Origin of the sequence: Chryseobacterium indoltheticum (genome assembly GCF_003815915.1) — a bacterium.
In the GTDB taxonomy this organism is placed as follows: Bacteria; Bacteroidota; Bacteroidia; order Flavobacteriales; family Weeksellaceae; genus Chryseobacterium; species Chryseobacterium indoltheticum.
The window spans coordinates 795029-814679 of record NZ_CP033929.1; the positions used below are offsets into that span (position 1 = coordinate 795029).

The window sequence follows — 19651 nt, forward strand, 5'->3', positions numbered from 1 at the left end:
GGTAATTCCGTCTTATAAAAAAATAAAAAAGGTTACAGATGAAAAGTAATGCAAACGAAATAAAATTTTTAAAGAACAGATCAATCATTAAATTTGAAGGAGAAGATTTTTTAGGTGAAATAGGGATCGATGGAAGAGTATTTAAAGCGCTTACATTCGCCCGTATCAGTGTTGGGATAATTTCTCAGCAGGCAGTAGAAAACGGATTGTCGATTCTGGTACACGAAGATGATTCTGAAAAAGCGGTAAACTGTCTGATCGAAGAGTTTGCTGCAGAAAGAAAATCAGGTAAAGTTTCTCAGATTTACAGCATCAACAATGTTTCTGTTATCGGTTTTGTGGCAGAAGATCTCAATAAAATACTTTCAGAATTGGCAAGAAATAACGTTTTTCCATTGTTGTTAAACCAGAATTCAAGCGAAAAGCGTATCAATATTGTTGTGACATCTTCTCAGGATGAGAAAACTAAAAATATCATTGAATCTGAAATTTTCAAAAAACCAAAAACAGTTCATCTCGCAATTATTGGTCACGGAAATGTAGGAAAGACTTTAATAGAGCAGGTTTTACATTCTTCGGAAGAAATTAAAAGAAGAAAAAATATACATCTTAAAGTTGTTGCGGTAGCTAATTCAAGAAAAATAGCTTTCAACAAAAAAGGTTTTGACAACCAATGGAGCAATGAGATTTTTGCCTCTGAAAAAACTTCAAATGTAGAAGAATTAATTAATTTCTCTAAAGAAAACCAGCTTGAAAATCTAATCGTAGTCGATAACACGGCAAGTACAGATTTTGTTAAAAATTACCATGCGTTGGCAGAAAACGGCTTCGATTTGGTTTCTTCAAATAAAATTTTCAACACACTTCCAATTGAAGAATACCGTAAACTAAGATATACGTTGAATAAAAACAACAAACGTTATTTGTATGAAACCAATGTTGGAGCAGGTTTGCCATTAATCGATACCATAAAACTTTTACATCTTTCCGGTGAAAATATTACAAGAATCAAAGGTGTTTTTTCAGGAACATTGAGTTATGTTTTCAATAACTTCTCTTTGCGAAATGATAAATTTTCTACAATCGTTAATGAAGCGCTTGAAAAAGGTTTCACCGAACCAGATCCAAGAGAAGATTTATCAGGAAATGATGTGGCTCGCAAGTTATTGATCTTGGCGAGAGAATTAGATTTAATAAATGAATTTAACGATATCAACATCCAAAATCTGGTTCCGGAAGCTTTGCTTTCTATATCAAAACAGGAATTCCTTTCAAGGTTAGAAGATTTGGATGAAGAATACGATAAAATTAAGAAAAATCAGGAGCCTGGTCACGTTTTAAGATATGTTGGTGATTTGCACGGCGATTTACAGAAAGAGAAAGGCAATCTTGATGTTAAGCTAATTTCTGTTCCTGCAACTTCCGCTTTGGGACAACTGAAAGGCTCAGATTCAATTTTTGAAATCTACACCGAAAGTTATGGTGAAAATCCAATTGTCATCATGGGAGCCGGCGCCGGAGCTAAGGTTACAGCAAGAGGAGTTTTCGGAGATATTTTAAGATTAAGTGAAACTAAATAATATTAATATAACAATTTAATAATGTAACAGTTTACCAATGTTTATTACAAGTATCATTCTGATCGAAAAAAAGTGAAGAATCTCATTGTTACATTGCTAAACTGATACATTGTTACATTTCAAACTATATGGAAAATTTCGAAACCTTAGCTATAAGAACCCAAACTGAAAGATCTCAGTTTGACGAGCATTCTACGCCTCTATACCTTACTTCAAGCTTCGTTTTTGAAGATGCGGAAGATATGAGAGCGAGCTTTGCCGAAGAAAAATCTAAAAACCTGTACAGCCGATTTTCAAATCCTAATGTTAAAGAATTTACCGATAAAATCGTCAAGATGGAAGGTGCAGAAGCGGGTTACGCTTTCGCTACCGGAATGGCGGCAATTTATTCAACTTTTGCCACTTTATTGAATGCGGGTGATCACATTGTAAGCTGTCAGTCAGTTTTCGGATCTACACATACATTGTTTACCAAGTATTTTCCAAAATGGAATATTGAAACGACGTATTTCAAAGCTGAAGATTCTGAAAATGTAGAAAAATACATCAAGCTAAATACAAAAATTTTGTATTTGGAAACGCCAACAAATCCTGCGATAGAAATTTTAGATTTAGAATTTTTTGGTCAGATTGCTAAAAAACATAATCTGATTTTCATTGTAGACAACTGTTTTGCAACTCCTTATTTGCAACTACCTATAAAATACGGAGCAGATGTGGTTGTGCATTCTGCCACAAAACTAATTGATGGTCAAGGTCGTGTTTTGGGTGGAGTAGCAGTTGGTAGAGAAGATTTGATTCGTGAGATTTATCTTTTCGCAAGAAACACAGGTCCTGCAATGTCACCTTTCAACGCTTGGGTTTTATCAAAAAGCTTAGAGACTTTGGCAATCCGTGTGGAGAGACATTGTGAAAATGCCTTAAAAGTAGCTGAGTTTTTAGAAAGCCATCCGAATGTAGAACTGACGAAATATCCATTTCTTCCATCTCACCCAAGCTATGAAGTTGCGAAGAAACAGATGAGATTAGGCGGAAATATTGTAGCATTCGAAATTAAAGGCGGTATCGAAGGTGGGCGAAAATTTTTAGATAAAATAAAAATATGTTCACTTTCTGCAAACTTAGGCGATACAAGAACGATTGTTACGCATCCCGCTTCTACAACGCATTCTAAATTGACAGATGAAGAAAGAAACGAAGTGGGAATTACCGCAGGTTTGGTTCGCTGTTCGGTAGGTTTAGAGAATGTGGACGATATTATTGCAGATTTAAAGCAGGCATTAGATTAAACTAATTTGGGCAGCTTTATCCGCCTGAATTTATCCTGAGCTTGTCGAAGGACCTCGTTCAAGTCAGGCTGCAGAGATTCAGCGTAAAGATTCGGCAAATAATCCTTGTCAAGGTTCAAAACCTTGACAAGGATTAAAATAAAAGTTTGAAATAAAAGTTTGAAATAAATAAAGAGTCCCAAAGGGACGATTTAATAGAGAATAGGATGCAATACTATTAAAAAATATGTCATAATAAATAAAATGAAAAATTCAGAACAACTATATAAAGCATTGCAGAAACGTATTCTTATCCTCGACGGAGCGATGGGAACAATGCTTCAGCGATATAAATTCGAAGAAGAAGATTACCGTGGCGAGCGTTTTAAAGATTGGGAACATCCTGTAAAAGGAAATAATGATCTTCTTTCTCTTACGCAACCCGAAGCAATTGAAGAAGTTCATAGAAAATACCTACAAGCCGGAGCCGATATTTTGGAAACCAATACATTTTCCGGAACTACAATCGCAATGGCAGATTACCATATGGAAGATTTGGTGTACGAACTGAATTACGAGTCCGCAAAAATTGCCAGAAAAGTTTGTGATGAGTTTACCGCTAAAAATCCTGACAAACCAAGATTTGTTGCCGGTTCTATTGGTCCTACGAACAGAACTGCAAGTTTAAGTCCGGATGTCAATGATCCTGGTTATCGTGCAATTACTTTTGAAGAGTTAAGACTAGCTTACAAACAACAATCAGAAGCTTTGTTAGATGGCGGTTCAGATATTCTTTTGGTAGAAACGATCTTTGATACATTGAATGCCAAAGCAGCGTTATTTGCGATCGACGAAATTCAGGAAGAAAGAGGAATTGAAATCCCAATCATGGTTTCAGGAACGATTACTGATGCTTCAGGAAGAACATTAAGCGGGCAAACCGCAGAAGCTTTTCTAATCTCGGTTTCACATTTGAATTTATTAAGTGTAGGTTTCAACTGCGCTTTAGGAGCCAATCAGTTAACACCTTATTTAGAAACTTTGGCTCACAATTCGGAATTCCATGTATCGGCTTATCCAAATGCCGGTTTACCAAATGCTTTCGGGCAATACGATGAATCTCCAGAGTTTATGGCTGAGCAAATCAGAGAATATGTAGAAAAAGGATTGATCAATATTATCGGCGGATGCTGTGGTACCACTCCAGAACACATTAAAGCAATAGCTGATTTAGTTGATAAATATGAGCCCAGAAAAGTGAAGGATTTTGTATGATTTTTGATTTGGAAATTTAGAGCAAGTATGAAAATACTTTTTTTAAATCCAAAACAATAATCCTATGGAAAAGCCAATTTACCTAAAAAATCCGGACGACGCCAAACTGTTTAATGAATTAAGAAAAAGAGTGAACCAGCGAGTAGAAGCACTTCCCCGAAACAGAGATGTTTACATTCAGATCAAAGCGATTATTTTGCCTTTGGTCTATTTTGGCTTGTATGTATTTGCGCTTTTAAATGCAGATCGGCCTTGGGTTTATATTTCGAGTTTTGTTCTGATGGGCATTTCTCTGGTTTTAATTTATTTAAATTTAATTCACGAGGCAGCTCACAACAATATTTTTAAAAGTAAAAAACTCAACAGTCTGATCCTGAAAATTTTCGATCTTGTGGGAGCCAATTCTTATATCTGGAAAAAAAGGCACATCGCATCGCATCACGCCTATCCAAACGTTGATGGTTGGGATACCGACATTGAGCAGAGCGGAATTTTACTCATCGTTCCATGGATTAAAGCTAAAGGAATTCAGAAATTTCAGCATTTCTTTTTCTTTCTGGTGTATCCGCTTTATTTATTTAACTGGATGTTTATCAGAGATTTCAGGGATTTTTTTGATAATGAAAGAGTAATTTTAAAAACTCAGGGTAAAATTCCGGTTTCAGAAAAGATTAAAATGATCAGCTTTAAATTATTTTACTTTTTCTATCAGATTGCTATTCCTGTTTTATTTTTTAAAATTTCTCTTGGTTTGGCTTTGGGTGCTTGGTTTTTGCAGGTGATTGCAGCAAGCATTTTTGCACTTTTTGTGTTGTTGCCTTTACATCCGCTTCCGGATAATGCTTTTCCGAAATTGGATGAGAAAAATGGGCTTCCGTTCAGCTGGATCCGACATCAATTGGAAGTGACCAATGATTTGAAAGAAAATAACTGGTTTGTGAGAAATGTTTTGGGAAATTTCAACTTTCATGTGGCCCATCATCTTTTCCCGAACTATAGCTATATGTATTATAACGAAATTACCGAGGAAATCGAGCAGTTTGCCAGAGAAAATAACTTGAGCTACAAACGATTTCCGATTTTCAATGCTTTGGGCAAACATGTCGATTTGCTGAAGCAAAATGCGAATAACGCCTATTTTATTTTAGAAGAATAAATTAATGAAATATTTAAAATTATCAGGGCTCGAACCTCTGATTATTACTCCGGAAAGTAATTTTATCAATGTAGGTGAAAGAACCAATGTTGCCGGATCTAAAAAGTTTTTAAGATTAATCAAAGAAGAGAAATTTTCTGAAGCCTTAGATATCGCAAGAGATCAGGTGGATGGCGGTGCTCAGATTCTTGACGTCAATTTTGACGACGGTTTGATCGATGGAAAAGCTTCCATGATTAAATTTCTGAATTTGATTGGTTCCGAACCTGATATTTCCAAAATTCCGATCATGGTCGATTCTTCCAAATGGGAGATTCTGGAAGCCGGTTTACAAGTTGTTCAGGGGAAGTGTGTGGTGAATTCCATCAGTTTAAAAGAAGGAAAAGAAGAGTTCGTGAAACACGCCAAAGCGATCAAAAGATACGGAGCGGCGGTGATTGTTATGGCCTTCGATGAGGTCGGACAGGCCGATAACTATGAAAGAAGACTGGAAATCACTCAACGTTCTTACGATATTTTGGTAAATGAGGTTAAATTTCCTGCTGAAGATATTATTTTCGACTTAAATATATTTCCTGTTGCAACCGGAATGGACGAACACCGCCGCAACGCAATCGATTTCATTGAGGCCACACGTTGGGTGAGACAAAATCTTCCTTACGCTTCGGTGAGTGGAGGAGTTTCCAATGTTTCGTTTTCTTTTCGTGGAAATGATACGGTGCGAGAAGCAATGCACTCGGTTTTTCTTTACCACGCCCTACAAGCCGGAATGAATATAGGAATTGTAAACCCGGCAATGCTTGAGGTTTATGATCAAATTAATAAAGAACTTCTGGAACTCGTAGAAGATGTAATTCTCGACAAAAGAGAAGATGCTACAGAGCGGCTTTTAGATTATTCTGAACGAAATAAATCGGTTAAAAAAGAAAAGGTAGAAGAATTAGAATGGCGTAGTTATCCTTTACAAGAGCGAATTACACACTCTTTGGTGAAAGGAATCGACCGTTTTATAGAAGAAGATGTAGAAGAAGCAAGACTTCAGTCTGCCAGACCGCTTCACGTTATTGAAATCAATCTGATGACGGGAATGGGTGTTGTTGGTGATCTTTTCGGAAGCGGAAAAATGTTTCTTCCACAAGTTGTAAAATCTGCTCGTGTAATGAAAAAGGCAGTAGCTTATTTGCAACCATTCATAGAAGCTGAAAAAGATGTTGCTCAGAAACCCAACGGGAAAATCTTGATGGCAACCGTAAAAGGCGATGTTCACGATATCGGAAAGAATATTGTGAGTGTAGTTTTGGGTTGTAATAATTACGATATTGTTGATTTAGGTGTAATGGTTCCTGCCGAGAAAATTATTCAGGCAGCCATTGATCATCAGGTTGATGTAATTGGTTTGAGTGGATTGATCACGCCAAGTCTGGATGAAATGGTGTATATCGCATCAGAACTGGAACGTCAGAATCTCAATTTTCCTTTATTAATAGGTGGTGCAACAACTTCTAAAGCGCATACTGCCGTAAAGATTGATTTAAAATATAAAAATGCCGTTGTTCATGTAAATGATGCTTCCCGTGCTGTAAATGTGGTGAGTTCTCTTTTAGGAGATCGCAATAAAGAATATGTAAACGATCTTAAAAATGATTATTCAGATTTCAGAGAAAAATTTCTGAACAGGCAGGTCGATAAAAACTATGTTTCTCTGGAAGATGCACGAAAAGATAAATTTAAAATTGATTGGGAAAACGAAGAAATTTTTACACCCAACAATTTAGGAATTCAGGTTTTTGAAAATCAGGATTTGGAAGAATTAGTTCCTTTTATAGACTGGTCGCCGTTTTTCAGAAGCTGGGATCTTCACGGAAAATATCCGAATATTTTTGATGATGAAGTTGTTGGTGAACAGGCAAAAGAATTATTCAAAGACGGACAGAAAATTTTAAAGAAAATCGTTGATGAAAAATTGTTGGTTGCCAAAGCAATCTTTGGAATTTTTAAAGCCAATTCAAACGAAACTGATGACATTTTAATTTACGATGAAAATGATCAGGAAAAAGTTAAGTTTTTGACTTTAAGACAACAGGTTCAGAAATCAAAAGGGAAAGATTATATCGCATTAAGTGATTTTATAGCACCTAAAAGCTCAGGAAAGACCGATTATATGGGAGCTTTCTGCGTGTGTACAGGTTTTGGAACCGATGAATTATCTGATCAATATGAAAAAGATAACGACGACTACAATGCGATCATGGTAAAAGCCATCGCCGACCGTTTTGCCGAAGCTTATGCTGAGTTTTTGCATAAAAAAGTGCGTACAGAATATTGGGGATATGCCAATCAGGAAAATTTGAGCAACGAAGATTTGATTGCCGAAAAATACAAAGGAATTCGTCCTGCGCCGGGCTATCCCGCATGTCCTGATCATTTGGAAAAACATGCCATTTGGGATTTGTTAAAGGTGGAAGAAAACACTGGTGTTTATCTTACTGAAAGTTTAGCTATGTTCCCAACAGCAGCAGTTTCCGGATATTATTTTGGAAGTCCGCACGCCAAATATTTTGGTTTAGGAAAAATTTCTGAAGATCAATTGAAAGAATATTCTGTAAGAAAAGGAATTTCTTTGCAGGAAGCGAGAAAATGGCTGAACCCGAATTTAGCAGATGGGATTTAATTTTTAGTGGCTTTGTTGTTACCGAAACTTGAATACCCTTTAAAAATTAAAACTTACTATTATTAAATGAAAATCACAGACCACATAAAAAACGCCAACGGAAAAGCCTTGTTTTCTTTAGAAGTTGTTCCGCCCCAGAAAGGAATTGGGATTGAAGATTTATATAAAAATATTGATCCTCTGATGGAATTTAAACCGCCTTTTATTGATGTGACGACTTCGCGTGAAGAATACATTTACATCGATAAAGGAAATGGCCTGATGGAACGTAGAATTACCAGAATGCGTCCCGGAACTTTGGGGATCTGTGCGGCGATCCAGCATAAATATAATGTAGATACCGTTCCTCACTTGCTTTGCGGAGGTTTTACCAAAGAAGAAACAGAATATCTTTTGGTAGACTGTATGTACCTTGGGATAGATAATATTATGGCGCTTCGTGGTGATGCGATGAAAGGTCATCAATATTTTGAACCCACTTTAGGAGGTCATGCAAGTGCAATGGATTTAGTTAATCAGATTAATAATTTAGGACGCGGGAAATATCTTCATAATGATGAGCAGATTTGTGACGAACACAACAAGTTTTGCATCGGAGTTGCCGGTTATCCAGAAAAACACATGGAAGCCCCTTCAATGAATTATGACTTGAAATGGCTGAAACAAAAAGTAGATGCAGGTGCAGATTACATCGTTACACAAATGTTTTTTGACAATAAAAAGTTTATCGAATTTGTTACTAAAGCCAGAGAGATGGGCATCACTGTTCCGATTATTCCAGGGATAAAACCTATTGCGACCAAAAATCATCTGAAACTTTTACCACAAGTTTTCAAAATTGACTTACCTGAAGATTTAATCAATGCTGTTGAAAGTGCAAAAAATAACGAAGCCGTAAAGCAAATAGGAATCGAATGGGCAATCAGCCAATGCAAAGAACTGCTTGATTTTGGCGTTCCCGTTTTACATTTTTACTCGATGGGAAAAAGCGATAATATTAAAAAAGTAGCTGGAGAGCTGTTTTAATAAAAGAGGCTGTTCATTGGAACAGCCTCTTTTATTTATAATCCTGTTTGATATTGAATCAATTTATCAAAGACACTTTTTGTTGTGGGTTTTGAAGAGTTGGTGTTGAATATAAACATTCCACTGTCGATGTTAAAAAAATATTTTTTTGTATTATCTGAAATCGAAAACCACTTTAGCAAACCATTTACAATATTTACATCTTCCCACTTTATTGAAGATTCATCTAAGATAAATGTATATGGATTTTGATTTAAAGTGTCTTTAAAAATAATTTTTCGGTCTTCAACATAAATAATTCCGCTTCCCTGAAAAGCTTTTACTTTAAAGAATTGGTTTTGAGTGTCTCCCACATTGTATCGTACAAATGCATAATATTCAGGAGTTCCCGTTTGTTCTAAAAGCACTTGTTGTTTTTTCTTTCGGCTTCTGGCTGCTAAAAATGCAATCAGAAAAATAATTGCCGGAATTGATAAAATAAGAAATAGAAAAAAAATAAAAAATAAAATAATTGAATCCATAATTGATGTTTTAAAAATTATATAATTGGATGTCGCTCAAAATCTTTCTCTTGATCGAACAAATATCTGTAAGTTGCAAGTTTCCGGGTGACTGTTGTATCGAGATTTTCGGCAATTTTTATCATTTTAGGATTAAAATCACCAATCCATTGCAGCTCGGTGGTTTTAAAATCCGTATGCATTCTTAGATGTTGAGTGCCTTCCCAAATCATATACCCTTCAATACCTTTTTTCTGCCATTCGGGTATCACACCAAAAACGAGACCAACCATTTTCTCATTTTTTTTAAACTTTTTAACCCATAAAAATTTTAATTTTTCAATAATTCCAAATTTACCGTCCAGATATTTGAACCATTGGTTGAGGTCAGGAATATTCATCCACATTGCAATAGGTTTCTCATTTTCATAAACGAACCATGAAATGTGCTCATTGATGATAGGCTTCATGCCCTTAAACATTTTCAAAACTTTGGCTTCTTCTATCTGTTTTCCACTTCCGTGAGATGCCCAAGCAGAGTTATAAACTTCTGTAAAATCTCTAGCAAACTTTTCAAGATTATTCTTTTTCAGCGGTTTAGCAGATATTTTAGCGTTTTTTGAATATTTAGCATGCATTACTGTAAAAACTCTGGATACCTCTGCAAAAATAGGCCTGGAAAAACAAAGCTGTTCATAATAAGTTTTAAAACCGTAATTCTCAAAAAGCTCTTTATAATATGGGAAATTATAATTCATGCAATATAAAGGTTCCAAAAATCCTTCTGTTAAAAGTCCCCAAAATTTATCGCGTTCCCCAAAGTTGATGGGTCCATCTATTGCCTCAATCCCTCTTTTTCGAAGCCAGTTTTTACAATGATTAAAAATAAAATTAGCGGTTTCCTGATCGTTGATACAGTCGAAAAAGCCAATTCCGCCTGTCGGTTGAATTTGTTCGTAAGATTTATTGATGAAAACTGCAATTTTACCTACAGTTTCAGATTTATTTTTAAATATAAAACGTGTACATTCTCCGTTTGTGTAAAATTTATTTTTTTCAGGATTAAAAACATCGTTGATGTCTTTATCTAAAGGTCTGATGTAATTTTTGTCATGCTGATAAAGTCTTGCAGGGAAATTGAGAAACTCCTTTTTTTGCTGGGTATTTTGTACTTCTTCAACAGTAATCATAAGTTTTTAGCAGAATAAAACCGAAAGGTAATATTTTTCAGTATAAATTGAAATAGACGAAAAGATTTTATGCGTATTTTTGTTGAAAATTATTTAAAATGGTTGATTTTACCGATAACGATGATGATATTTTTACAGGGAAAGAGCATACGCCGATCCGTGAAGATGCTTTTGAGAAATCGCCACAGGAAAAAATAGAAAAAATTACCGAACTTTTTGGCGAAATTATGGAAACACTTGGTCTTGATATGACCGATGATTCTTTAAAAGATTCTCCAAAAAGGGTGGCGAAAATGTATGTTAACGAAATCTTCGGAGGATTGCTTCCCGAAAATAAACCCGGGATTTCTACCTTTTCAAATAAATATAAATACCGCCAGATGTTGGTGGAAAAAGATATTACAGTTTACTCTTTCTGCGAACATCATTTTTTACCGATTATCGGAAGAGCGCATGTTGCCTATATTTCAAACGGTGATGTTATTGGCTTGTCGAAAATCAACAGAATTGTAGATTATTACGCAAAAAGACCGCAAGTTCAGGAAAGATTGACCATGCAGATTGTTGATGCGTTGAAAGATGCTTTGGGAACAAAAAATGTTGCCTGTATTATCGATGCTAAACATCTTTGCGTAAATTGTAGAGGGATAAAAGATACAGCAAGTTCTACAATTACTGCAGAATTAAGCGGGATTTTTAGAACCAATCCTATTACAAGACAGGAGTTTCTGCATTATGTAGGAAGCCATGCAAAACTGGATTATTAAAATTTAAAATAATGATAAAATTTAAAAAAGTTTCAAATCAGATTTTCATCACAACCATTATTTGTTGTTGCTGCGAATGCTGCTGTTAAAAGATTATTTCTTTTGATATGTTTGAACAGTAAAATAAATTTTAAAATCATTAAATCAAATCAATAAATGCAACTAAAAATATACAATTCGCTTACTGCGGAAAAAGAAATATTCAAACCAATTTTAGATGGAAATGTAGGAATGTACGTTTGTGGGCCGACCGTTTACAGCAATGTACATTTAGGAAACGTACGAACTTTCCTTTCTTTCGATTTTATTTACAGAAGTTTGACCCATCTTGGGTACAAGGTAAGATACGTAAGAAACATTACCGATGCAGGTCACCTTACCGATGATGGAGACGTCAATAATGACCGTTTTGTAAAGCAAACCCGTCTTGAAAAATTGGAACCTATGGAAATTGTACAGAAATATACTGTAGATTTTCACAAGGTTTTAGATATGTTCAATTTATTACCTCCAAATATTGAACCCACAGCAACGGGTCATATTGTAGAACAGATCGAATTAACTCAGAAATTAATCGATACAGGTTTTGCTTATGAAAGCAACGGTTCTGTTTATTTTGATGTTTTAGAATATAACGCAAGAGGTTTGAATTACGGCGAGCTTTCAAAACGTAATATCGAAGAGCTTTTTGCCAATACAAGAGATTTAGACGGTCAGGGTGAAAAGAAAAATCCTCAGGATTTTGCATTGTGGAAAAAAGCTTCTCCTGCACATATCATGCGTTGGAATTCTCCTTGGGGCGAAGGTTTTCCGGGATGGCATCTTGAATGTACGGCGATGAGCACTAAATATTTAGGTGAAACGTTTGATATTCACGGTGGTGGAATGGATTTGAAATTTCCACATCATGAATGTGAAATCGCCCAAGGAAAAGCTTGTAACGGAACTTCCCCGGTGAATTACTGGATGCATGCTAATATGTTGACAATGAATTCCCAACGTATGAGTAAGTCGACAGGAAATTACATTTTGCCGATGCAGTTGGTTTCTGGTGAGAATGATTTTTTTGAAAAATCTTTTCATCCGACGATTGTTCGTTTCTGCTTTTTACAGGCGCATTACAGAAGTGTTTTAGATATTTCTAATGATGCGATGTTGGCGAGCGAAAAAGGCTTCACTCGATTAATGGAAGCATTAAAAATATTAAATTCAATTGCTCCGAATGATGAAAAACAATCTGGTTTTAGTCTGGAAGATTGGAAAACGAAATGTTATGATGCCTTAACAGATGACTTCAATTCGCCTGTTCTTATTGCTCATTTATTTGAAGCAGTGAAATTTATTTTTGCTTTAAAAGATGAAAAGGAAACGATTTCTGCGAAAGATCTGGATGATTTAAAATCAACATTAAATGCTTTTGTTTTTGATGTTTTAGGATTGCAGAATATCGAAGAAAATAATAATGAAAAATTAGATCAGACCTTACAGGTTTTGATTGAATTGAGAAATCAGGCAAGAAAATCTAAAAACTTTGACCTTTCAGATCAGATCAGAGATAAGCTTCTGGCTGAAGGAATTGAGCTAAAAGATGGAAGAGAAGGTACAACCTATGTCCTGAATTGATTTAAAATAAATTTTAATCTCCCGCAGATTACACCGATAATGCAGATTGATAATCAATATCATCTGCGATAATCCGTGAAATCTGCGGGATTTTTGATGGTGTTTTTTTATTTTAATGAATAAGATTTTTTTTCAAAATTAAATTTAAAAATTGTTTAACTTAGTAAGGCTAAAACAATTACAAAATAAAAATTTACACATGAAAAAACATTTATTCCCTATTATCTTATTATTACTTGGAAATACAATCAGTGCACAGCAGGATTTTTTTGCGTTAGCAGGAAAGGATTCTCCAAGAATTGAGTTTAATGATTTCCGTTCGATGAATGCAGACGGAACTTCCGGTGAAAGTATCTTCGGAGTTTCTTCAGAGGCAAAAGTGGTTTCACAATCCAGAAAAACTGCAGTTACAGAAGATAAAACTTCTTACAATCATGCTCAGTCGATGACTTTGGCAGCTTTAGCCTATGATTCTTCGGGTAATAATTTGGTGTACATGCCCATGTTTTCGTCTAATATTTATGTTTTAAACCAAAAAACAAAAAAAATTACTTTAGTTGAAAATATAGTGGCGAGAGTTACATCGTGCGATATCAATTCGCATATTACAAGAATGGCAACCGGCTATGACGGAAATATTTATGCAATCAATAATGCAGGCACGCAGTTTATTCAAATCAGTAAAAAGAATAATCAATATGTTGTAAACGATCTTGGAATCATTAAAGATGATGCTTCGAACGGTAAAAATTCTTTTACAGCGATGGAAACTGGTTTTGGTGGCGACATGATCGCCGATGCAGATAATAATTTTTACGTTTTTTCAGTGTCGGGAAATGTATTTAAAATTTCAACTAAAGAACTAAAGGCAAAATTTGTCGGAAAAATTACAGGTTTACCTGATGCGTATTCTGTAAATGGAGCCGCCGTAAATTCTAAAGGAAAAGTAGTGATTGCAAGTGCAAAAGGAGCAGCTTTGTATGAGTTAAACCTTAATAATCTGGAAGCAAAACAACTTCCTGGTGAGCAGAATCTGCATATTTATGATTTGGCAAGTAAATATTTTGCGAACGATAGAATTTCTGCTGTAAATAGTTTAGCCAATGTTGATATTTACCCAACGAAAGTTGATGAACAGACGATTACCGTGAATATAAATGACAAAGCTGTAAAAGGAAATATTAAAGTGAATATTTTTGATGTTTCCGGAAAATCGGTATTGAATACCAACTTGTCGGTAAAAGACGGAAATCTTAATCAACAGATTTATCTCAGAAATTTGGTAACCGGAACGTATGTGGTGAGTATCACAGGAGAATCGGGGAAAAGTTTATTATCAAAGAAAATTTTGATTACTAAGTAAAACTGACTTTTTTATAATATTGTAAGACCTTTTCTCTTTATTGAGAGAAGGTTTTTTAATAAAAATTTGATATTGCAACAGTTTGTTTTTCAATTTTTAAACGTATTTTTAAGAAAATTATACATCGATGAAATTGTATTTTAATATTGAATATCATACAAAACCGGGCGAGAAATTAGAATTGATCATTGATGAAAAAGATTCTGCTGCCCGAAGTTACGTGATGTTTCATACCCAAAATGGCTTATGGAAATGTGAAGTAGATTTTTTTTCCAAATCAATTGCTTATAAATATCGGCTTACAGATGAAAGTGGAAATATTTTGCGCGAGGAATTTGTTTTGCATCGATTGGGGTTTCCTCACAATTACAAAGAATTTTTAATCTTTGATGAATGGAACAATAAGAATTTTCCTGAAAATTATCTTAATAATAAGATTCTTAGAAATAAACTCAGCCAATTCTCTCCACGAAAACTTTCGGTTTTAAAAAAGCATACTCATTTATTCAGAATCGAAGCACCGATTTATAATCCGGACTGGGAAATTGTTTTAATAGGAAATACGCCTTTATTAGGCAATTGGGCTTATGATAACCCCATTCATTTATTACAGACAGATTTTGGAGTTTGGGAAGTATCTGTCGAGATTCCGGAAATTCAGTTTATTGAATATAAATACGCAATTTTTGATACAGCAAAAGGAAAGATAATTGATGTAGAAAGTGGTAGAAATAGATCAGCAATTCCTAATCCGCAAAAAGATGTTTTGCAGATTGTGGCAGACCATTATTTCAGGTTTAAGTCTTACCAAATGTACCACGATGCCGGTGTTGCAGTTCCCGTATTTTCTTTGAGAACCGAAAACGGTTTTGGTGTTGGTGAATTTTTTGACCTTAAAAAGCTTGCAGATTGGGCTAATGAAGCAGCATTAGGAATTATTCAGATTCTTCCGATTAATGACACCACCGCCAATTATTCATGGACAGATTCATATCCGTATGCAGCGGTTTCTGTCTACGCATTACACCCTCAATATATTTCAATTGAAAACCTAGATTTTGATTTACCTAAAGAATTAGTTGAAGAATATCAGGCTGAAAAAATTGACTTAAATGCATTAGATTTAATTGATTACGAAAAGGTAATTTCTGCAAAATGGAAATATCTGAAAGCTGTTTTTAATACTGAAAAAGATAAAATTTACAAAGACAGAAATTTTAAAAAGTTCATTAAAGATAACGAAGAATGGCTGTTGCCTTATTCTGCATTTTGTGTTTTAAGGGATAAATATAAAACACCAAATTTCAATGAATGGAAAACACATAAAAAATATATTGCAGGAAAAATATCACCTTTTTTCTCGGTCAAAAATAAAGATTATGACGCTTCAATGCTTCACGCCTGGGTGCAGTTTCAGCTTCACAAACAATTAAAAGATGCTGTTGATTATATTCACGGTTTAGGGATTTCATTAAAAGGAGATTTGCCGATCGGAATTTACAGACATTCGGTAGAAGCGTGGACGGAGCCCGATTTATTCGGAATGGATTTTCAGGCAGGTGCACCGCCGGATCAATTTACAGAAATAGGGCAAAACTGGGAATTTCCAACATACAATTGGGAAGCGATGAAGGCCGATAATTACAGATGGTGGAAAAACAGATTCAAAGCATTGGAACAGTATTTTGATGCAATGAGAATCGATCATATTTTAGGGTTTTTCAGAATTTGGAGAATGCCAATTTCTGCGACTCAGGGAATTTTAGGATATTTTTATCCGGCAGTTCCGATTGTTTTGGATGAATTTAAAGCGAGACATATTCCATTCGATGTTGAGAGATATTGTAAGCCTTTTATCAATGATGAGATTTTGTGGAAATATTTTGGTGAAGAAAATTTTAAAGCTTTAGAATTTATCAATAAAAATTCTGACGGAACTTATCAATTCAAAGAAGAGTTTAATACTCAAAGAAAAATTGCCAATTATTTTAAAGATAGTCCGGATGATATTTCGGGAAAATTGATTTCACTTTGTGCAAACGTGTTGTTTCTGGAAGAAGAAAGAAACGGCGAAACGGTTTACCATCCTAGATTTTATGCTTTCAAAACTGAATCTTACCAATATCTTTCCGATTGGGAAAAAGAGTCTATTTACGACCTTTATCAAGATTATTTCTTTAAAAGACAAGACTATTTATGGAAGACGAAAGCAATGGAAAAACTTCCGGTCATTTTGAACGCTACAGATATGCTTATTTGTGGTGAAGATCTGGGCTTGGTTCCGGATTGTGTACCAGAAGTGATGGATGAGTTGGCGATTATTGCATTGAAAGTTCAGCGTATGCCTTCCGGGAATATTCCATTTTATAATCCTAAAGATGCAGGGTATATGAACGTGGTGACTGCATCTTCTCACGACAGTTCTACGCTCCGTCAATGGTGGAAAGAGGATATTGGATTAACGCAGGTTTATTTTAATCAACAATTGAATCAATATGGAAAAGCATTCGACGATCTGGAGCCTGCCATAGCTGAAATTATCATGAAGCAGCATCTTTACAATGATGCTATGCTGGCAATTTTTCCCATTCAGGAATTCTTTGCAATAGACGAAAAAGTGGTTAATCAGGATATGACAGACGAGAGAATTAACAATCCTGCAGTGTTTCCGCACTATTGGCGCTACAGAATGCATTTAAATATTGAAAATTTAACAAATAATTTAGAATTTAATCAAAAAATTTCAAATTGGATTAATGAAAGTGGTAGAAGTTGATAAAAATTATTGAGTTGATAATCAGTGTTTTGAAAATATTTTAAGAAGAAGTTTTATCTCAGGATTTAACTTCTTTTTTTTATCTACATCAAAAAGACAAGAATGAAAGTTCTGATATTAACCCAATTAATGATTAACAAAATGAAAAATATATTTATAGGATTTGCACTAAGTTTAGCAACTTTATCATTTGCTCAGCAATACCCAAATAACGGTTGGGGCAACGATGGATCTTATGGCAATAATGACGGATATTACAGTGATGATGACGACAGGAGCTATTTTCCGGATGATTATTACTACAATTACCCGCAAGATTATTACCCTTCAGATTATTACCAGAGCTACTACAATGATTATAGACAGAGTATCATCAATATCAACTGGAACGGTTTTTTTGCACAGCATAGATTAAACCGTTGGCAAATTGATCAGATCTTATATCTGAATAATCTATATTCAAGTTTTGCTTCATGGAATAATTTCTACCGTTACAATCCAGACAGATGGTATTACGACAGATTTTATGCAATGGAAAGAATTTTAGGACCAAGAGTTTTTGTAGTTTTCCAAAATAATTATTATCACGGTTCCAGCCCGATTGTATATTTCCAAAATTACAGAAGAACGCATTATGTTCCGAGATACAGAGTAATGCCTCGCTATAGAAATGTAAATATCAATATCTATAAAGTTGACAGAGGCAGTTTCCGCAGAAATGATAATCCTACCTTGAATGTTGTAAGATCTACAAGAGCGGGAAGCATAAGAAATGGAAATTCTTCGGGCGGTTTTAGAAATTCAGATTCCAATAATGGCGTAAGAAACAACAACGGAAATAACGGGATCAGAAACAATAACGGAAATGGCGGAGTGAGAAGTAACGGAGGATTTAGAGATAATACCAGAAATGAGGGCGGACAAAGACAAAGAGAGGTTACGCCAAGATCTGAAAATAACGCTCCAAGAAATAACGGAAATGGTGGATTCAGAGCTCAGCCAAGAAAAGAAAATTCGAGCCCGCGACAGCAAAACAGTTCTCCAAGGCAGCAGAATAAATCTAATGAAGGAAGAAATTCTGGCTTCAGAGGAAATTTAGTTAGAAATTAGTTTTCATATATTATATTTGAGTGGTGCTGAGAGTGGATTTTTTGTCTACTCTCTTTTTTATTTTAAGTATTATTGAAAAGTTAATAATTAAATTTAACATTTTTTATGAATTTGACTTTTAACTTTCTGTAATATTTGGTATCAAAAAGATATAACAAAACAATTAATTAATTTAAGAATATGAAAAAATTAGTACTAGCCGCAGCCTTTATCGTAACTGGAAGTTTTGCAATGGCACAACAGGTAAATCCTCAGGATAAAAAAATCAACAGAGAGGAAATGCACAAAAAAATGGAGATGAAACAGCAGGAGAGAATGGCTGAAATGCAGAAGGAATTAAACCTTAATGAATCTCAGGTTGCAAAAATTAAAAATCTGCAAGAAAAACGTAAAGCTGATATGAAAGCTGAGTTTGAAAAAAACAAAGGTGAAAGACAAGCGAAAATGGAGCAGATGAAAGCCAAAAGACAACAAATGGATAACGAAATGAAAAATATTATGTCTCCTGAACAATACGACAAATGGCAGGCTTCAAGAAAAGCTAAAATGGAACAGAGAAAATCTGCTATGAAAGAAAGAGGGATGAAACATGACAGAAAAATGATGGTGAAACCTCAGTCTTGAACCTCAATTTAAGCTGATATAGAAGTTTATAATTTTGATTTTTAATGTTAGAAGGGCAGAAGTAATTCTGTCCTTTTTTATATTCAATCTAAATCTAAATTTTGTGAAAACTTTTCAATTCGCCTTTTAATGCGTAATTTTGAATATAAATTTTTATTATGGTAAGTGAAAAAATTGCACAGCTAATAAACGAACAAATCGCTCACGAGCAATATGCGGCTCAATATTATCTTTCTATGTCTGCTTGGTTTTCAGCTAAAGACCTTGACGGAATTGCCAATTACTTCAGAGTTCAAAGCAAAGAAGAATTGATGCATGCCGATAAAATGTTTGATTACTTAAACGATGTAGGAGGCGAAATTATCTTAGGCGAAATCGCTAAACCACCGCACCAGTTTGAAAGCGCAACAGATATTTTTGAAAAAGCTCTGGAACACGAAAAGAAAGTAACCAGAAGTATTTTTAATATCGTGAAAAATGCAAATGACGAAGGTGATTTTGCTACAACTTCATTTTTGCAATGGTTCATCAATGAGCAAGTAGAAGAGGAGGCAAGTGCTTCTCAGTATGTGACAAAAATAAAAATGGTTTGTGATAACCCGTCTGCTTTATATCTTTTTGATCAGGAATTGGCAAAAAGAGTTTTTGTAGCAGATCCTACAGCTTAAAAAAATATTTTTTTGAAATTGTGAGTTTCGGCGGCACCAAAGGTGCCGCCGAAA

At 34.7% G+C, this 19651-nt stretch carries 15 protein-coding genes; 13 read left to right on the forward strand and 2 right to left on the reverse strand.

The annotated features are described in order from the left end of the window. The first annotated feature begins 38 nt into the window (after nucleotides 1-38). From EG358_RS20000 to metF, 6 genes are all read left to right on the forward strand, one after another. Entirely contained in the window at nucleotides 39-1580 is a 1542-nt protein-coding gene (locus EG358_RS20000; RefSeq protein ID WP_076557546.1) for an ACT domain-containing protein, read from the forward strand. Nucleotides 1581-1708: 128 nt separating this feature from the next. Next, nucleotides 1709-2869: a trans-sulfuration enzyme family protein gene (locus EG358_RS03795; RefSeq protein WP_076557548.1), complete on the forward strand. Its 1161-nt coding sequence runs from the start codon at nucleotides 1709-1711 to the stop codon at nucleotides 2867-2869. Between the two features lie 243 nt (nucleotides 2870-3112). Beyond that, nucleotides 3113-4123 carry a homocysteine S-methyltransferase family protein gene (locus EG358_RS03800; RefSeq protein WP_076557550.1) on the forward strand — a complete coding sequence of 337 codons (1011 nt, stop codon included), beginning with the start codon at nucleotides 3113-3115 and terminating at the stop codon, nucleotides 4121-4123. Nucleotides 4124-4187: 64 nt separating this feature from the next. Then, nucleotides 4188-5279: a fatty acid desaturase family protein gene (locus tag EG358_RS03805; protein WP_076557552.1), complete on the forward strand. Its 1092-nt coding sequence runs from the start codon at nucleotides 4188-4190 to the stop codon at nucleotides 5277-5279. A 4-nt stretch (nucleotides 5280-5283) separates the two neighbouring features. Then, a complete protein-coding gene (gene metH, locus EG358_RS03810; protein WP_076557554.1) occupies nucleotides 5284-7950 on the forward strand; it encodes a methionine synthase in 2667 nt (888 codons plus the stop codon). 66 nt (nucleotides 7951-8016) lie between these two features. Then, nucleotides 8017-8976, forward strand: coding sequence for a methylenetetrahydrofolate reductase [NAD(P)H] (metF, locus tag EG358_RS03815; RefSeq protein WP_076557556.1), 960 nt, complete (start codon nucleotides 8017-8019; stop codon nucleotides 8974-8976). Nucleotides 8977-9011: 35 nt separating this feature from the next. On the opposite strand, the gene EG358_RS03820 is transcribed toward metF, so the two are convergent. Continuing rightward, nucleotides 9012-9497, reverse strand: a complete 486-nt coding sequence (locus tag EG358_RS03820; RefSeq protein ID WP_076557558.1) for a hypothetical protein — start codon at nucleotides 9495-9497, stop codon at nucleotides 9012-9014. 17 nt (nucleotides 9498-9514) lie between these two features. After that, complete coding sequence (locus EG358_RS03825; protein WP_076557560.1) at nucleotides 9515-10666, reverse strand: hypothetical protein; 1152 nt, start codon at nucleotides 10664-10666, stop codon at nucleotides 9515-9517. Nucleotides 10667-10764: 98 nt separating this feature from the next. On the opposite strand from EG358_RS03825, the gene folE reads away from it, so the two are divergent. The 7 genes from folE (at nucleotide 10765) to EG358_RS03860 (ending at nucleotide 19597) form a co-directional block, all read left to right on the forward strand. Further along, the gene (gene folE / locus EG358_RS03830; RefSeq protein WP_076557562.1) at nucleotides 10765-11433 is read left to right on the forward strand and encodes a GTP cyclohydrolase I FolE; all 669 of its coding nucleotides are present in this window, start codon (nucleotides 10765-10767) and stop codon (nucleotides 11431-11433) included. Nucleotides 11434-11589: 156 nt separating this feature from the next. Then, the gene (gene cysS, locus EG358_RS03835) at nucleotides 11590-13056 is read left to right on the forward strand and encodes a cysteine--tRNA ligase (RefSeq protein ID WP_076557564.1); all 1467 of its coding nucleotides are present in this window, start codon (nucleotides 11590-11592) and stop codon (nucleotides 13054-13056) included. A 199-nt stretch (nucleotides 13057-13255) separates the two neighbouring features. Further along, on the forward strand, nucleotides 13256-14419 hold the full coding sequence (locus EG358_RS03840) for a T9SS type A sorting domain-containing protein (RefSeq protein ID WP_076557566.1): 1164 nt from the start codon (nucleotides 13256-13258) through the stop codon (nucleotides 14417-14419). A gap of 127 nt (nucleotides 14420-14546) precedes the next feature. Next, complete coding sequence (locus EG358_RS03845) at nucleotides 14547-17195, forward strand: 4-alpha-glucanotransferase (protein ID WP_076557568.1); 2649 nt, start codon at nucleotides 14547-14549, stop codon at nucleotides 17193-17195. A 141-nt stretch (nucleotides 17196-17336) separates the two neighbouring features. Next, entirely contained in the window at nucleotides 17337-18305 is a 969-nt protein-coding gene (locus EG358_RS03850; RefSeq protein WP_076558033.1) for a hypothetical protein, read from the forward strand. 180 nt (nucleotides 18306-18485) lie between these two features. Beyond that, the gene (locus EG358_RS03855; RefSeq protein WP_076557570.1) at nucleotides 18486-18929 is read left to right on the forward strand and encodes a hypothetical protein; all 444 of its coding nucleotides are present in this window, start codon (nucleotides 18486-18488) and stop codon (nucleotides 18927-18929) included. 158 nt (nucleotides 18930-19087) lie between these two features. Continuing rightward, complete coding sequence (locus EG358_RS03860; RefSeq protein ID WP_076557572.1) at nucleotides 19088-19597, forward strand: ferritin; 510 nt, start codon at nucleotides 19088-19090, stop codon at nucleotides 19595-19597. The last annotated feature ends 54 nt before the right edge of the window (nucleotides 19598-19651 follow it).

Bases quoted from the DNA above. Each gene is read 5' to 3' on its own strand.
- cysS (WP_076557564.1), top strand. From the start codon at position 11,590: ATGCAACTAAAAATATACAATTCGCTTACTGCGGAAAAAGAAATATTC.
- EG358_RS03805 (WP_076557552.1), top strand. From the start codon at position 4,188: ATGGAAAAGCCAATTTACCTAAAAAATCCGGACGACGCCAAACTGTTT.
- metH (WP_076557554.1), top strand. From the start codon at position 5,284: ATGAAATATTTAAAATTATCAGGGCTCGAACCTCTGATTATTACTCCG.
- EG358_RS03800 (WP_076557550.1), top strand. From the start codon at position 3,113: ATGAAAAATTCAGAACAACTATATAAAGCATTGCAGAAACGTATTCTT.
- EG358_RS03845 (WP_076557568.1), top strand. From the start codon at position 14,547: ATGAAATTGTATTTTAATATTGAATATCATACAAAACCGGGCGAGAAA.
- folE (WP_076557562.1), top strand. From the start codon at position 10,765: ATGGTTGATTTTACCGATAACGATGATGATATTTTTACAGGGAAAGAG.
- EG358_RS03820 (WP_076557558.1), bottom strand. From the start codon at position 9,497: ATGGATTCAATTATTTTATTTTTTATTTTTTTTCTATTTCTTATTTTA.
- EG358_RS03855 (WP_076557570.1), top strand. From the start codon at position 18,486: ATGAAAAAATTAGTACTAGCCGCAGCCTTTATCGTAACTGGAAGTTTT.
- metF (WP_076557556.1), top strand. From the start codon at position 8,017: ATGAAAATCACAGACCACATAAAAAACGCCAACGGAAAAGCCTTGTTT.
- EG358_RS03860 (WP_076557572.1), top strand. From the start codon at position 19,088: ATGGTAAGTGAAAAAATTGCACAGCTAATAAACGAACAAATCGCTCAC.
- EG358_RS03825 (WP_076557560.1), bottom strand. From the start codon at position 10,666: ATGATTACTGTTGAAGAAGTACAAAATACCCAGCAAAAAAAGGAGTTT.
- EG358_RS20000 (WP_076557546.1), top strand. From the start codon at position 39: ATGAAAAGTAATGCAAACGAAATAAAATTTTTAAAGAACAGATCAATC.
- EG358_RS03850 (WP_076558033.1), top strand. From the start codon at position 17,337: ATGAAAAATATATTTATAGGATTTGCACTAAGTTTAGCAACTTTATCA.
- EG358_RS03840 (WP_076557566.1), top strand. From the start codon at position 13,256: ATGAAAAAACATTTATTCCCTATTATCTTATTATTACTTGGAAATACA.
- EG358_RS03795 (WP_076557548.1), top strand. From the start codon at position 1,709: ATGGAAAATTTCGAAACCTTAGCTATAAGAACCCAAACTGAAAGATCT.